This is a genomic window from Wenyingzhuangia fucanilytica (genome assembly GCF_001697185.1).
In the GTDB taxonomy this organism is placed as follows: Bacteria; Bacteroidota; Bacteroidia; order Flavobacteriales; family Flavobacteriaceae; genus Wenyingzhuangia; species Wenyingzhuangia fucanilytica.
This window is the reverse complement of sequence record NZ_CP014224.1, coordinates 907,302-923,398: the sequence shown is the minus strand read 5'-3', so window position 1 is coordinate 923,398 and position 16,097 is coordinate 907,302. Positions and strand designations below refer to the sequence as shown.

At 32.3% G+C, this 16,097-nt stretch carries 14 protein-coding genes and 3 tRNA genes; 7 read left to right on the top strand and 10 right to left on the bottom strand.

The genetic code is table 11. The annotated features are described in order from the left end of the window. Positions 1 to 4: 4 nt before the first annotated feature. From AXE80_RS03755 to AXE80_RS03725, 7 genes are all read right to left on the bottom strand, one after another. On the bottom strand, positions 5 to 1,123 hold the full coding sequence (locus tag AXE80_RS03755; RefSeq protein ID WP_068824578.1) for an alpha-L-fucosidase: 1,119 nt from the start codon (positions 1,121 to 1,123) through the stop codon (positions 5 to 7). A gap of 100 nt (positions 1,124 to 1,223) precedes the next feature. Next, positions 1,224 to 4,424 (bottom strand): beta-galactosidase, LacZ type, encoded by a 3,201-nt coding sequence (gene lacZ, locus AXE80_RS03750; RefSeq protein ID WP_083194571.1) that lies wholly within the window; start codon positions 4,422 to 4,424, stop codon positions 1,224 to 1,226. A gap of 454 nt (positions 4,425 to 4,878) precedes the next feature. Next, positions 4,879 to 4,951: transfer RNA gene (locus AXE80_RS03745), tRNA-Lys, on the bottom strand. 5 nt (positions 4,952 to 4,956) lie between these two features. Then, positions 4,957 to 5,038: transfer RNA gene (locus AXE80_RS03740), tRNA-Tyr, on the bottom strand. A gap of 32 nt (positions 5,039 to 5,070) precedes the next feature. Next, positions 5,071 to 5,143: transfer RNA gene (locus AXE80_RS03735), tRNA-Lys, on the bottom strand. A 71-nt stretch (positions 5,144 to 5,214) separates the two neighbouring features. Continuing rightward, positions 5,215 to 5,976 carry an ABC transporter ATP-binding protein gene (locus AXE80_RS03730; protein WP_068824576.1) on the bottom strand — a complete coding sequence of 254 codons (762 nt, stop codon included), beginning with the start codon at positions 5,974 to 5,976 and terminating at the stop codon, positions 5,215 to 5,217. A 3-nt stretch (positions 5,977 to 5,979) separates the two neighbouring features. Beyond that, positions 5,980 to 6,720, bottom strand: a complete 741-nt coding sequence (locus AXE80_RS03725; RefSeq protein WP_068824574.1) for an MlaE family ABC transporter permease — start codon at positions 6,718 to 6,720, stop codon at positions 5,980 to 5,982. A gap of 96 nt (positions 6,721 to 6,816) precedes the next feature. Between AXE80_RS03725 and pafA the strand changes: the two genes are divergently transcribed. Further along, positions 6,817 to 8,472, top strand: coding sequence for an alkaline phosphatase PafA (gene pafA, locus AXE80_RS03720; protein WP_068824572.1), 1,656 nt, complete (start codon positions 6,817 to 6,819; stop codon positions 8,470 to 8,472). Between the two features lie 79 nt (positions 8,473 to 8,551). On the opposite strand, the gene AXE80_RS03715 is transcribed toward pafA, so the two are convergent. The 3 genes from AXE80_RS03715 to AXE80_RS03705 form a co-directional block, all read right to left on the bottom strand. Then, positions 8,552 to 9,907, bottom strand: coding sequence for a dihydrolipoamide acetyltransferase family protein (locus AXE80_RS03715; protein WP_068824570.1), 1,356 nt, complete (start codon positions 9,905 to 9,907; stop codon positions 8,552 to 8,554). A 138-nt stretch (positions 9,908 to 10,045) separates the two neighbouring features. Next, the gene (locus AXE80_RS03710; protein WP_068824568.1) at positions 10,046 to 10,609 is read right to left on the bottom strand and encodes a YceI family protein; all 564 of its coding nucleotides are present in this window, start codon (positions 10,607 to 10,609) and stop codon (positions 10,046 to 10,048) included. A gap of 11 nt (positions 10,610 to 10,620) precedes the next feature. After that, complete coding sequence (locus AXE80_RS03705; protein WP_068824566.1) at positions 10,621 to 11,046, bottom strand: MarR family winged helix-turn-helix transcriptional regulator; 426 nt, start codon at positions 11,044 to 11,046, stop codon at positions 10,621 to 10,623. A gap of 214 nt (positions 11,047 to 11,260) precedes the next feature. Between AXE80_RS03705 and AXE80_RS03700 the strand changes: the two genes are divergently transcribed. From AXE80_RS03700 to AXE80_RS03675, 6 genes are all read left to right on the top strand, one after another. Further along, a complete protein-coding gene (locus AXE80_RS03700) occupies positions 11,261 to 12,238 on the top strand; it encodes an outer membrane beta-barrel protein (RefSeq protein ID WP_068824564.1) in 978 nt (325 codons plus the stop codon). An 88-nt stretch (positions 12,239 to 12,326) separates the two neighbouring features. Beyond that, positions 12,327 to 12,665, top strand: a complete 339-nt coding sequence (locus AXE80_RS03695) for a P-II family nitrogen regulator (RefSeq protein ID WP_068824562.1) — start codon at positions 12,327 to 12,329, stop codon at positions 12,663 to 12,665. A gap of 33 nt (positions 12,666 to 12,698) precedes the next feature. Further along, positions 12,699 to 13,901, top strand: a complete 1,203-nt coding sequence (locus tag AXE80_RS03690; RefSeq protein WP_068824551.1) for an ammonium transporter — start codon at positions 12,699 to 12,701, stop codon at positions 13,899 to 13,901. Between the two features lie 110 nt (positions 13,902 to 14,011). Then, positions 14,012 to 14,350 (top strand): P-II family nitrogen regulator, encoded by a 339-nt coding sequence (locus tag AXE80_RS03685; RefSeq protein WP_068824550.1) that lies wholly within the window; start codon positions 14,012 to 14,014, stop codon positions 14,348 to 14,350. A gap of 148 nt (positions 14,351 to 14,498) precedes the next feature. Beyond that, positions 14,499 to 14,837, top strand: coding sequence for a P-II family nitrogen regulator (locus tag AXE80_RS03680; protein WP_068824548.1), 339 nt, complete (start codon positions 14,499 to 14,501; stop codon positions 14,835 to 14,837). 10 nt (positions 14,838 to 14,847) lie between these two features. Then, entirely contained in the window at positions 14,848 to 16,095 is a 1,248-nt protein-coding gene (locus AXE80_RS03675; protein ID WP_068824546.1) for an ammonium transporter, read from the top strand. Positions 16,096 to 16,097 lie beyond the last annotated feature (2 nt).

Genomic DNA, 16,097 nt, shown 5'->3' with positions numbered 1-16,097 from the left:
TTTATTAAGAATTTAAGACTGCTTTCCAACCTTTATTACGAATTTCTTTACCTACCTCTCTTAGCACTTTAACATCTTCTGGATGCATTTCTCCAGATGGTAATGGCCCAGTGTTTAACAGTAAATTAGCAGGATAGCTATTCGCTTTTTTTAACATCTTTATAACCTCTTCTTTTGTTTTGTGCTTTCCATCTTGAGCTTTGGTATATCCCCAACCGTGTCTTTGTAAATGATCGCATATTTCTAAAGGTTTGTCTATTTTTTCTCCTTCTTTATATTTTCTCTCAGGTGCTAAAAAATCTTCTGTTCCTAACATTCCTTGCTTGTATGACACCAAAACTTGAGGTTGTTTTGCATGAATTAAATCGTACAATTCTTGACATTTAAACAAAGAACGATCTCTAGATGCTGGTGTTGAAAAACCATCTAACCAAATACCTGCAACATCTTTATAATTTGTTAACAACTCATCTACTTGATTGGTCATAAACTCCAAATATCTGTTTAAATCATGGTTTTCTCCATAATTATAAAAAGGCTCTTTTGTTTCAAACTTTGGCCTAGCAGCTCCACCCCATTTATCATTATTTGGTGCATCTGGATGCCTCCAATCTCTACCATGTGAATAATACAAAAATAAGGCTATTCCTTTTTTATTGCACTGCTCTGAAAGCTCCGCTACCAAATCTCTTTTCGCAGGTGAGTTAACACTATTAAAATCTGTATATTTAGTGTCCCACAAACAGAAACTATCATGATGACGAGTGGTTAAATTAATATATTTCATTCCCGCTTCTAAGGCTAAATCTGTAATAAAGTCTGCATCAAATTTATCTGCAGTAAACTGATCTTTTAGCTTAGCATACTCTGCTACATGTATTTTTTCGTTGTACTGCACCCACTCGTGCCTCCCCAATATAGAATACAATCCATAATGAATAAACATACCATATTTAGCATCTTTAAACCACTGAATGGCTGCCTCTCTAGGGTTACTTGCATATAAATCCTTATAGTCTTCTAAATATTTTGGAATATAATTACTACTACCCATACAACTAGGAAATAACATGGTTCCTGCAGTAGCCACCATAGATACCTTTATAAAATCTTTTCTATTCATAATTTAAGCTCTTAAATTAATTTATAATTATTTTTTATTTTTTCTACAAAACAAAAAAGGCTCTTCCTTGGCATAGAAAGAGCCTTTTTTGTTAAATAAATTATTTTGAAACAGGTACTATTTTAAATGAATAAGCAATGTTTTCTGGCTGAACTCTAAATTCTTTATGAGCTAAAGCTTTTGCACTCCAACTATTATCCCCTCCAATACCAGTTTGCTTGTAATCTATGTTGATATTAACAAAATCTCTTTTTTTAATATCTGTAGTATGACGTTGTTTTTTAGTTTCTCCAGCATCAAAATCACTGTTGTATTGATGGTGTGCGCTAAACCCTAGTAACTGCAAACCTTCTATTTTAATTCCAACACCATTATCATTTGTAAAACTTACCCAACGAACGTCTGTTTTGTATCCATTTTCTTGTGGACGAATGTATGGGAAGTATAAATCTTTAACATTTGCGTTGTACTTTCCTACCAAAGCAGCTGTATTTCTATCATTGTAATTTTCGTGAGGCCCCCTACCAAACCATGTTACTTTTTGATATTCATTTTTAATAATAAAATTATCTCCAAACCTTGGCAAATGTGGCAACTTATTATTAATTCCGTTTAAAGTGTTCTTTACAATAATTTCTCCAGATGGCTGAACTCTGTACTCAACCTCAACACTCCCTTTTACAGATGGTAAATTAAAAGTAGTTTGAATAACCACCTCCCCTTTTACTCTAGATTTTTTTGACAATGAAAGTTCCTTAGATTTGCCATATACTTTAACAGCTGCTAAAGGTTGGTTATCTGTTGCTTGTTTCCATACTTTTAATTTTTCTGGATTTTTGGCACCAAAATCATTATCTGTTACAGCTCTCCAAAAATTAGGAGTTATACTTTCTACAAAAATATTACCCTGTCCGTAATCTAAAGAAGTTACTTTTCCGTTAGTAGTATTTAATTTTAACTCAAAAACATCATTTTTAATAGTAGTAATCCCCTCTTTAGAACTTACATAAATCTTATCTTTTGTTGCAGGTTTCACTACATTAAAATCAGGCTTTGTTAACTCAAATTGTTCAAAAGCAACTACATGATTTAATGGCATTAAATCTGTTTTTGTTTGATTTAAAGCAGATATATTTAAATGATATTCTACACCTGATTTTTTTAATTCTGGCAATGCAATGTTCACTTTTTTACTCTGATATGGAGCTACATTTAACTCAGGTAACATTCCGCTTGCCACTTTAACTCCATTTTCTAATAAGGTCCAAGTAAATTGATATTCCTTTAAATTGGTAAAATCGTATTTATTAGTAATTTCTATTTCTCCGTTTGCTAAATCTGAGGCTTTAAACTTAATGTATTGATACACTTTTTTTACCTCATACAAAGCAGGATGTGCAGTTCTGTCTGGATTTACAATTCCATTTAAACAGAAGTTTTTATCATTTTGTAAATGAGCACCTCCTAAATCTCCTCCATAAGCCCAATAAGCCTCTCCATCTTTATTTTTAGTTAAGATTCCTTGGTCTACCCAATCCCAAATAAATCCACCTTGCATAATATCGTACTTTTCTATAACATCCCAGTATTTTTGTAAATTCCCAACACTATTTCCCATTGCATGAGCATACTCACACTGAATTAAAGGTCTTGTTGGGTTATTTTCTGCATACTTAATCATTCTATCAATTGTCCAATACATTGGTGCTTGTATATCTGTATTGGTATAACTAGTTGCTCCCTCGTACTGTGTAGGTCTAGTATTATCTTGTTCTTTTAACCATTTATAAGTAGCAAAAAAGTTTTCTCCATTTCCAGCTTCATTTCCTAAAGACCAAGTAACAATACAAGGAAAGTTTTTATCTCTTTCAAACATTCTAATAGTTCTATCTAAGTGCATTTCTTTCCATTCTGGCAAATATGCTGGATGCACTTTTTGAGCTTTTAAATTTTTATCTAAACCTTGATTGGTAGTACCCATACCGTGTGTTTCTATATTTGCCTCATCAACAACATAAAAACCATACTTATCACACATTCTATAAAAATGAGGATCTTTAGGGTAATGACTACAACGAATAGCGTTTAAGTTGTTTTGTTTCATTACCTCTAAGTCTTTTAAGGTAAGTTCTTCAGAAATGGTATGTCCATCCGTATCACTATGATCATGAAGGTTTGCTCCTTTTAACAAAACAGGTTTACCGTTAACTAAAAACTGATTGTTTTTAATTTTAATATTTCTAAATCCTACTTTTATAGATGTAGCTTCTAAGGTATTTCCTTTAGAATCTTTAAAATCAATTAACAGAGTATATAAATTTGGATGTTCTGCATTCCAAGTTTTAACATTCTTTAGCGTTTTAGAAAAATCTATCTTATTTTCTCCTTTCTTTAAAATTAAAGTTTTAGCTTCTGAATATTTTTCTTTTGCTCCATCCATTAATTTTATTTCAACGATTCTTTTTGCTGTTTTATTAGTGTTGTTTTCTACCTCTAAGTTTGCCTTAAAAACTCCATTGGTATAATTATTCTCTAAATCAGCAATAACTCTAAAGTCTCTAACAGTTACTTTTTCAGTTGCATACACATATACATCTCGCTCTATACCGCTTAGCCTCCAAAAATCTTGATCTTCCATATAGCTAGCATCAGACCATCGTAACACCTGTACTGCAACAGTATTCTTTCCTGGTTTTAAAGCATTGGAAATGTTAAATTCTGCAGGTGTTTTACTCCCTTCATTATAACCTATCTTTTTACCATTTACCCAAACATACATAGCACCGCTAACTCCAGCAAAATGGAGATATACATCTTTCTCTGTCCAATCTCTAGGGATGGTAAACTCTCTTTTATAACTCCCTACATTGTTAATATTATGTGGTATAAAAGGTGGGTTTGCAGGAAACATATAGTGTCTGTTTGTATAAACAGGAATTCCAAATCCTTCCATTTCCCAATTTGATGGTACTTTAATTGTACTCCATCCTTTTAAATTAAAATCATTTTTATAAAAATCTACTGGACGTGCCGATACACTATCTACATAATAAAAGTTCCACGTACCGTTTAATGATTTATATAATTCTGAATGATTCCAAGAATCATTCTTAAGAGCATCATTTGCGTTTGAATATCTGTAAAATGATGCCGTAGGTTTTTCTCTATTTATTTGAAAAATCTCAGGGTTTTCCCATTCTGGATTTTCCCACTTCTCAGCTTTATAAACTGGTTTATCTTGGGATTTTGCTTCTGAAAAAAACAAACCAGCTGCAATTAATAAGTAAAAATATTTGTTCATTATATCTATATAATTATGAATTGATATTAAAAAAATGAATATGTAAATTATTATTTTTTATTCTCGTTAACCACAAATTTATACTAAAAGGTATATTTATAATTATCATATAAGGGGTCTAAATGTTGCAAAACATCTACAAGGTCAATATTTACAAGCAGTACTGTTCTTTATCAACATTATTTCACTGTTAACAACCCAAAAACAATTATGATTTATGACCTTAAAAAAGATTAAACTGAAAATCACATAAGATGTTTCTGTAGTCCTAATTTTAAGAATTTATGAAATTCATTTTTTAAAGGCTAACTCAGAGAAATAATAAAAAGTAGTTTAGAAAAAAGAGAAATAAAAAAATCCTTACGCAGATTACATAAAGATTCTTAGACAGGGTTTAACACAAACTTTTAACCCCATTATCAATAAAAAAAGCCTCCCTAAAGGGAGGCTTTTGTGACCGGGCTGGGGCTCGAACCCAGGACCCTCTCCTTAAAAGGGAGATGCTCTACCAACTGAGCTACCAGGTCGTCCGTGGTGAGAGCAGGATTCGAACCTGCGAAGACGTAGTCAGCGGATTTACAGTCCGCCCTCGTTGGCCGCTTGAGTATCTCACCATGCAATAACTTGTGTTATGTGTTAAAATTTGTGACCGGGCTGGGGCTCGAACCCAGGACCCTCTCCTTAAAAGGGAGATGCTCTACCAACTGAGCTACCAGGTCATTAATACCACTCGTTATTGCGGGTGCAAATATAGGACTTTTATACAGTTACACAAAAGAAAAATAAAATTTTATTCTTCTAAATATGCCTTACGTACTTTCTTGAATAAATTAGAACTATACACAAAATTCACAACTGCTTCATTATCAGTTTTGAATATATCGTTACTAGTCCCTTCCCACTCTTTTAATCCATCCTTTAAAAAAATAATTTTTTCTCCAATTTCCATCACAGAATTCATATCATGGGTGTTTATTACCGTTGTTATTTGATATTCATCCGTAATTTCCTGTATTAAATTATCTATTACAATTGCTGTTCTAGGATCTAAACCGGAATTTGGTTCATCACAAAATAAATATTTAGGATTGGTTACAATCGCTCTTGCAATAGCCACACGTTTTTGCATTCCTCCAGAAAGTTCTGCTGGAAACTTATGATTGGAATTTTTTAAATTCACCCTATTCAAAACAAAATTTACCCTGTCTAACATTTCTGCTTTAGATTGATTGGTAAACATTTTTAAAGGAAACATTACATTTTCTTCTACCGTTAAAGAATCAAACAAGGCAGAACCTTGAAAAACCATTCCTAAATCTTGTTTTAATTGTCTTTTTTCTTCAATAGACATCGACTCTGTAGTCTGTCCATTATATGATATGGTTCCTTGGTCTGGTATGTGCAAACCTAATAGGGTTTTTAAAAACACTGTTTTACCAGATCCACTTTGCCCTATAATTAAACTTGTTTTCCCTGGTTCAAAACTAGCATCAATTCCTTTTAATACAGATGCCTCTCCAAAACTTTTATATATACCTTTTACTTCTATCATAACTTAGCTTAACAACATTTGGGTTAAAAAATAATTGGAAAATATAATAACTACAATTGTCCAAACCACAGCCTTAGTACTAGCCCTACCTACTTCTAAAGAACCTCCTTTTACAAAGTATCCAAAATAAGAAGGAATGGTTGCAATTAAGAAAGCAAATACAATTGATTTTATCAAACTATACGATATTAAATAAGGTTGAAAGTCTAATTGAATTCCAGCAATATAATCTTCTGGTTTAAACAAGCCTGTAGCAATACCAGCAATCCATCCACCAAAAATCCCTAAGAACATTGCCAACAACACTATAAAAGGATAGAAAAAAACAGTGGCTAATATTTTAGGTAATACTAAATAATTTAAAGAATTAATCCCCATTACCTCTAAGGCATCTATCTGCTCAGTAACTCTCATAGTTCCTATACTTGATGTTATATATGACCCTACTTTACCTGCTAAAATAACCATGATAAAGGTTGATGAAAACTCTAAAATCATTGATCTTTTTGTTGCAAATCCAATCAAATCTTTTGGAATAATTGGATCTTCTAAATTTAACGCTGTTTGTATGGCTACTACCCCACCTATAAAAAAAGAGATAAAAGCCACAATCCCAACAGACTTTACTCCTAAATCATCAATTTCTCTAAAGACTGCTTCCCAAAATATTTTTCCTTTTTGAGGTCTTTTAAAAACACTCTTTAACATAATTACATAGGCACCTATGCTTTTTAAATAGTTCATGTATAAAAATTTTAAGCTAAAATATCAAATCCTTAACAAACAATTACTCTAATATAACTACTTTTAATCCCGTACAAAATAAAAGACAATATCATAATGAGAAAACTAGCTAGTCTACTTTTATTAAGTAGCATTTTTATTGGAAATGCACAAACAGCTAAAAAACCTAAATTGGTTGTAGGAATTGTTGTTGATCAAATGAGATACGACTATTTACAAAGGTTTAAAGACAAGTTTGGTTCTAAAGGATTTAATGAAATTATTGAGAACGGAACAACCTTTGAAAATGCCCACTACAACTATATCCCAACATATACTGCTGTTGGACATGCCTCTATTTATACAGGTACAACACCTAAAGACCACGGAATCATTGGAAATAACTGGTACGATAAATATGAAAAAAAATCTATTTATGTTGTAGATGATGAAAACTTTGAAACCGTTGGTAGTACTACAAACGAAGGAAAAAAATCTCCTAAAAGATTAATTGCCTCTACTGTTGCAGATCAATTAAAATTGACTCAAAACTTTAACGGAAAAGTAATTGGTGTTGCCGTTAAAGATAGATCAGCTATTTTACCAGCTGGGCATTCGGCAGACATCGCTTATTGGTTTGATGGTGGTAAAGTAGGTAATTGGGTTACTAGTAGCTATTACACTAAGGAACTACCTAATTGGGTAAGTTTATATAATACTACAAATAAAGTTCAACTTGATGAATATTTAGCGTCTCCTTGGATGACTGAAAAAAACATCAATGATTATACTGAGAGTATTAAAGACCATAATCACTACGAAGGAGTATTCAAAGGAGAAGAAAAACCTATTTTTCCTCATGACTTGGCTACTCTAAAAGAAAAAAACGGAGGATATAGTTTATTAAAAACAACTCCTTTTGGAAATACAATGACTTTAGGTTTTGCCAAAGAAATTGTAAAAAACGAAGAATTAGGAAAAAACAAAAATTACTCAGACTTTTTAGCCATTAGTATTTCTTGTACAGATTATATTGGTCATAAATACGGAGCGATGTCTAAAGAAACAGAAGATGCTTACATCCGTTTAAATAATGATATAGATGATTTTATTAGCTACCTAAATAAAAAAGTAGGTAAAAACAACTATGTTTTATTTGTTACCGCTGATCATGCTGTGGTTCAAATCCCAAATTATTTGATGGATAATAAAATCCCTGGAGGATATTTTTCATCTAAAAAGTTCTTAGAAAAATTAAATGAGTTTACTCAAGAGAAATATCAATCTACAAATTTGATTGAAAATTACTCTAACGAACAAATTTTCTTAAATCATGATGAGATTGCTAAACTAGGTTTAAATATTGAAGAAGTAGAAAACTCTATTATTAATGAGATTATTACTTATACCCATATCTACAAAGCTGTATCTGCACACACTGTTCAAAGAAGTGAGTTTACCCAAGCTCCAATTAGCTTGCTACAAGAAGGGTACAACCAAAAAAGATCGGGAGATATTTTACTTGCTTTTGAACCTGCAGTAATTAGCGACCATTATATTAAAACAGGAACTACCCATGGAAGTGGTTACAACTATGACACTCACATTCCTATCTTATTTTATGGTGCTAACATCAGTAAAGGAAAAACGGTAAAAAAGTCGGTAAACATTACTCAAATTGCTCCAACACTTTCTAACATCTTACAAATTCAAGAAGCTAATATGAGTTCTCATGATATTTTAACAGAAGTTTTTGAACAAAACAAAGAGTAACACAAAAAACACGCAATCATAAAAAAAGCCTGCTATATTTCTTATAGCAGGCTTTTTTTATGATTACAAAATATGTTAATTATAACGCTTGATTGATATTCCAAGCCTCTAAAATATCTTTTATTTCTTTGATAAACATTCCTCCTAACGCTCCATTAATCACTCTATGATCGTAAGAATGTGAAATGTACATTTTTTGTCTTATCCCTATAAAATCTCCTTCTGGAGTTTCTATTACAGATGGTACTTTTCTAATAGCTCCTAAAGCCAAAATAGCACTCTCTGGCTGATTGATGATTGGAGTTCCAAAAATGGACCCAAAACCTCCGATATTAGTAACAGTATAAGTACCACCTTTTACATCTTCTGGTTTTAAAGCATTGTTCTTTGATCTTAAAGCCAAATCGTTTACTGCTTTGGTCATACCAACCAAATTTAAGTTTTGAGCACTTTTAATTACAGGAACAATTAAATTTCCATCAGGTAAAGCTGAAGCCATACCTAAGTTAATAGATTTTTTTACAACTACTTTGTCTACTCCATCAAAAGTAATATTAACCAAAGGATACTTTTTAATAGCTTGGGCTACTGCCATCATAAAAATTGGAGTATAGGTAAGCTTTTCTCCTTCGCGTTTTAAAAACTCATCTTTTACCTTATCTCTCCACTTTACCACATTAGTAACATCAACTTCAATAAACGATTGTACATGTGAAGCTTTTCTTTTAGAATGCACCATATGATCTGATATCATTTTTCCCATTCTAGATAAAGTAATCAATTCATCACCTGAATTTACTTCTAAGTTTACAGGGGCAACATCTGCTTTTTCTGTAGCAGTAACTTGTTTACTGCTTTTTTCTGCTGATGTTTTTACAGGAGTTTCTACTTTACTTGTATTTTTAGATTTTTTAGCCACATATGCTAAAATATCATCTTTAGTTACCCTACCATCAAGACCAGTACCTACTATAGCATCTAATTCTGTTTGAGACACTCCTTCTGTACTTGCTATTTTTTTTACAAGTGGCGAATAAAAATTCCCATCAGTATTGGCAATGGTATTTTTTACGGATGTAGATACTTGAGTAATTACATCATTTACCTCCGCCTCTACTGTTGCGACTGCTTCTTCTACATCTGCATCAACCTCTTCTTTAGACACAGAAACCAAAGTTGCGTCTGCAGCATCCGTATTAGTTTCAATAACCGCCAACACCTCACCTACTTTAACAACATCTCCTTCTTGGTATTTTTTTTCTATTAAAACACCAGACACATCACACGGTACATCAGAATCTACTTTATCTGTAGCTATTTCTACAATGGAATCATCTAACTCAATAAAATCTCCAACCTCTTTTAACCAAGAGGTAATCGTAGCTTCTGCTACACTTTCTCCCATTTTGGGTAATTTTAACTCAAATTTAGACATGTGTACAATTATTTGTTTTGCGAATTTAAGAAATATAGCGGTCTTATATATAAGAATATTAAAATACGATTTAAAAAATAAACCCCGACAGCCTTAACTATCGGGGTTTAAATTTGTTAATTGAATGATGCTCTTATTTTAGAAAGCAATATTTACAGTTAATTCAAACTCATCATGAATTGCTTTATCCTTTAAATTATCAAAGAAAGAATTTGATCCGTATCTAATTCCAAACTTAGTTCTATCAATTACCACAGTTCCGCTAATGGTATTGTTTTTTGTAACTAAAGTAAAAGATTCTTTTTCTGTATGTCCTTTAATCGTTAAATCTCCTTTTACTACTGTACCTTCTACACTAGTAATTACAAATGTAGCTTCAGGAAACTTATCTACTCCAAAAAAGTCATCAGATTTTAAGTGTCCTTCTAATTTACCTTTGTATTCTCCCTCTAAATCTGTAACATTAATAGTATTCATATCCACTACAAACGTTCCTCCTACTAAAGCTCCTTTTTTTAACTTTACTTCACCTTCTTTAAACAAAATGGTTCCATTGTGCTGACCGGTAACTTTTTTCCCAACCCATTCAATGGTACTTTTTTCTACTTTAATAGGATCTTTTTCTACTGCAAAGGCAGAAAAGGTTAATGCTAAAATGGCAAATCCAGCTAATACTCTTGATTTAATACTTGTTGTTTTCATTTTTTTTGTTTTTATGATTTGATTTTTACTTTATTTAATAACTCTAATAACTTTACAATTTCCTCTCTACTTAGTTGGTGAACTAAATTTTTCTCAAAATCTATTAAAGATTGATCAATACCTGCTAACAAACCTAAACCTTTATCAGTAATCAATATTTCAATCTTTCGTCTATTTGATTCACAAACCTTACGCTCTAATAATTCCTTTTTTCTAAGTTTTTCTACCAATCTAGTTGTATTACTCATTTTATGTATCATATGATCTTGTAACTCATATAAATTAATTGGCAATCCATCTTGACCTCTTAAAATCCTTAATATATTAAACTGTTGCACGGTTAAATCATAAACCTTTAAGAAACTATTAATATTTTCTACAACATAATTTCCTGTTAACATTAAGTTAATGACAGCTTTATTATGCAAGTTATCCATGATTTTGACAGTTTTTTTAGTTGTTCATACAACAAATGTATATACAACTATTATAGAAAACAAGCTTTTTTTCACTTATTTTTTGGGCTACTTACTTAGTAAACACGGTAGTTACGTATAAAACTGCGAAAAAACAGGTAGTTTTTTCTTGCAACATACGTATTAATACGTAGCTTTGTCTCAGATAAAACTTAAAAACATAAAAAACTTTATCATGAAAAAAATTATTTTATCAGCAATGATGTTAACTGGAATGTTAACTTTTGCACAAGAAGGAAAATTAACTGTATCTGGAAACGTTGATGTTTATGGAACAGCAAACTTTGTGGATGGTTCAGGAACTCCTGGAATCTTAATTGCTAATCCAGGAAATGCAAATGGATTTGGATTAGGAGCTGCAAATACAGTTTTTGCTTATGATACTGAGAAAGCGGGTGTTGTAGCAGACTTATCTTTTGGACCTAGAGCTGATGACGCTAACTTAGCCGGAGCAATCAACCAATTATATGCATATTACATTATTAATGACGCATTAACAGTTTCTGCTGGACAGTTTAACACATTCTTAGGTTACGAAGTTATTTCTCCCGCTGCTAACTTTAACTACACAGTTTCTTATTTATTTAACGCAGGACCTTTCTCTCATACTGGGGTAAAAGTTGACTATGCTGCTTCTGAAGACTTATCTTTCATGTTAGCTGTTACTAACGGTCATGCAATTTCAAGTGCTGATGGAAACGTTTCTGGAGCTTTACAATTAGGTGGTCAAATTGGATTTAAAGGACAATACCTTAACTTAATTTACGGTTCTGTTGATGCTACAACTAATGACAACTTATTTGTTGATTATACAGGAGGATTTGACATTTCTGAAACTTTATACTTAGGTATTAACGCTGCTTACTCTCACTCTGAAGATGCTGATGCTGGATACCAAGGTGCTGCATTATATATTCAAAATGCATTCTCTGATAGTTTTGCTTTAGGATTACGTCCAGAATACTTTGCTACTAATGGTGCTGTTGAAGCTAGTGTATTAGCGTTAACTTTATCTGCAAATGTTGGATTAACTGACAACTTAAAAGTAATTGCTGATGTAAGATACGACTCATCTGATGATGGATTAATCGAAGCTTTCCCAACTGAAAAAAGTGTTTCTACTTTAACTGTTGCTGCTGTATACTCTTTCTAATTCTTAGAAAAGTTTAAAAAATCATCTGGCAAGATGCGAGTCTTGCCAGATAACAAAAATATATTCAACCTAAATTAAACTTTCAATTATGAAAAAAATCGAAGCAATCATCAGAAAATCTAAGTTTTCTGAAGTTAAGGAGGCTTTACACGAAGTAGGTGTAAACTTCTTTTCTTACTGGGATGTGACTGGATTGGGAAATGAAAAAGTGGGAAAAGTGTACCGTGGAGTATCTTTTAGCACTAACGATATCCAAAGACGTCAATTATCAATCATTGTAAATGATGATTTTGAACAAATTACTGTAGAAACTTTATTAAAAACTGCTTCTACTGGAGAAGTTGGTGATGGAAAAGTATTCGTATCAGACGTATTAGAAACTTACCGTATCCGTACTGGAGAAAAAGGTGGAGAAACATTAAAATAAAACTAAACAAAAAAACTTTTAAATATTTATATTATGGATACAAGTGCAATCATGGGAGCTTTGTGGATAATTATATCAGGAATCTTAGTATTCTTTATGCAAGCTGGATTTACCCTAGTAGAAACTGGGTTCTCTCGTTCTAAGAACGCAGGAAATATTATTATGAAAAACTTAATGGACTTAATTGTAGGTTCTTTAGGATTCTGGGCTATTGGATACACAGTAATGTACGGAGAAACAATCTCTGGATTTATTGGAACTCCAAGCTTATTTTACAATGACGGTGCAGACATGTACAACTTATTCTTCCAAACTGTATTTGCTGCAACTGCTGCAACTATTGTTTCTGGAGCTGTTGCAGAAAGAACTAAATTTTCTACTTACGTAATTTTCTCTTTCATTATGACAGTGATCATTTACCCTATTGCAGGTCACTGGACTTGGCAAGGTGAAGGATGGTTAACAAACTTAGGATTTGTTGATTTTGCTGGATCTTCTATTGTACACTCTGTAGGTGGATGGGCTGCTTTAGTTGGTGCTATTATGGTAGGACCTAGAATTGGAAAATATAAAGATGGAGTTTCTCAAGCAATTCCAGGACACAACTTATTATTAGGAGCTTTAGGGGTAATGATCCTATGGTTAGGATGGTTTGGATTTAACGGAGGTTCTCAATTAGCTTTCGGATCTGAAGATGATCTTATTGCTGTAGGTGGAATTTTAATTACAACAAACTTAGCTGCTGCTGCTGGTGCTCTTGCTGCTTTAATGTACACTTGGTTACGTTACGGACAACCTGATATTTCTATGACTTTAAACGGTGCTTTAGCTGGTTTAGTTTGTATTACTGCTGGTTGTGCTGCTGTAACTCCAGGTTCTGCAACTATTATGGGATTGATTGCTGGTGTAGTAGTTGTAATGGCAATTACATTTATTGATGAAACTTTAAAAGTTGATGATCCTGTTGGAGCTGTTTCTGTACACGGTGTATGTGGTGCTTTAGGTACTTTATTAGTTGGTGTATTTGCTATTGATGGTGGATTAATTAACGGTGGTGGTTTTGCTTTATTAGGAGTACAAGCTACAGGAGTTTTAGCTTATGGTGCTTGGGCAGTTGTTTGTTCTTATATCGTATTCAAAGTCTTAAAAGTAACTATCGGATTGAGAGTTTCTGAAAAAGAAGAAATCGAAGGATTAGACAAAGCTGAACACGGAATTGGAGTATATAACGAATAATTTTTTATTTAAGTTTATATGGAAAAACAGCCTAACTCTTTTTACAGAATTAGGCTGTTTTTTTTAGAACAAAATTGTATATTTATTAAATTAGAAAAACATTATTTAAAATGAAAAAAATTGAAGCAATCATAAGAAAATCAAAGTTCTCTGATGTAAAAAAAGCCTTACATGATGTTGGTGTTAACTTCTTTTCTTATTGGGATGTTACTGCCTTAGGTAACGAAAGAATTGGTAAAGTTTATCGTGGTATTTCTTTTAGCACTGGAGACATACAAAGAAGATTCTTATCTATTATTGTTAATGACGATTTTGAACAAGTAACCATAGATGCTATTTTAAAATCTGGAGCTACCGGAGAAGTTGGTGATGGAAAGATATTTGTTTATGATGTAAACGAAACTTATAGAATCCGTACTGGAGAAAAAGGTGGAGAAACTTTAAGATAAATATACTTAGACTACGTAGAGTAGTTAAAAAAATACGGATTACACAAAAAAATACGTAGAATTTATAATTCTACGTATTTTTTTTGTTCTTAAAAGGCTATTAAATCCATATCTCTTATATTTGCTCCTGAATATAAAACAATACTGAATGAAAAAAATTGAAGCAATCATTAGAAAATCTCAATTTTCTGAGGTAAAAAAAGCCTTACACGATGTTGGCGTTAACTTCTTTTCTTACTGGGATGTTACCGCTTTAGGAAACGAAAGAATAGGAAAAGTATACCGTGGAATATCTTTTAGCACTGCTGATATCCAAAGAAGATACTTATCTATAGTTGTTAATGATGATTTTGAACAAATTACAATTGATACCCTTATCAAGTCTGCTGGAACAGGTGAAGTTGGTGATGGTAAAATATTTGTTTACGATGTTAATGAAACTTATAGAATAAGAACTGGAGAAAAAGGAGGAGAAACTTTAAGATAAAATATACACTATGGAAACTACACTAAATTTTACAATTAACAACTTGTGGATGATGGTATCAATTGCGTTGGTATTCATTATGCACTTAGGATTTTCAACTTTAGAAGTTGGTTTGGCTAGATCTAAAAATGCCATCAATATATTATTTAAAAACTTTATGATTGTAGCCATTGGTTTATTAACCTTTGCTATATGCGGTTTTAACTTAATGTACCCAGGAGGAGATTTTTCTGTGTTTAACTTTGCAGGATTTGGAATCTCTCTTCCTGAAAATGGTCTTACTCCTGATTATAACGGAAGCTTTACTTATTGGACAGACTTTTTATTCCAAGGGATGTTTGCTGCTACTGCTGCAACCATTGTATCTGGAGCTGTTGCCGAAAGAATTAAATTAGGATCATTCTTAGTTTTCTCATTACTATATGTAGGAGTTGTATACCCTATTATTGGTTCATGGGGATGGGGAGGTGGATTCCTAAGTCAATTAGGATTCCATGATTTTGCTGGTTCTACATTTGTTCACTCTGTTGGAGGATGGGCTGCTGTAGTTGCTGTAATTTTATTAGGACCTCGTTTAGGAAAATATTTATCTGATGGTTCTATAAAACCAATTGTTGGTCACAACATACCACTAGCAGCCTTAGGAGTTTTCTTATTATGGTTTGGTTGGTTTGGATTTAACGGAGGTTCTGTTTTATCTGCCGATGCAGGAACAGTTTCTTTAGTATTAGTAACAACATCATTAGCTGCAAGTGCTGGTATTATCGCTGCTTTTGCAACTTCTTACATCAAATTTAAAACTTACGACATTACCATGGCATTTAACGGTGCTTTAGCTGGACTAGTTGGTATTACTGCTGGGGCTGACTTAATGTCTCCTTTAGACGCTATTATTATTGGATTTATTTCTGGTGTTATTATTGTTTTTGCTGTTGGATTTATTGATAGATTAAAAATGGATGACCCTGTTGGTGCTATTGGTGTTCACTTAATTTGTGGAACATTTGGTACTTTAGCTGTTGGTATTTGGGGAGATAAAGGTGTTTTTAACACTGGTTCTTTTTCTCAATTAGGAAGTCAAGCTTATGGTGTTATGGTAGTAGGAATTACTTGTTTAATTACCTCTTATATTATTTTATTTGCCATTAAAAAAACTATGGGACTAAGAGTTTCTGAAATAGAAGAAAAACAAGGATTAGATATTCACGAGCACGGAATGAATGCTTATGAAGATATTAACTTGAACGATAACGAATAAAC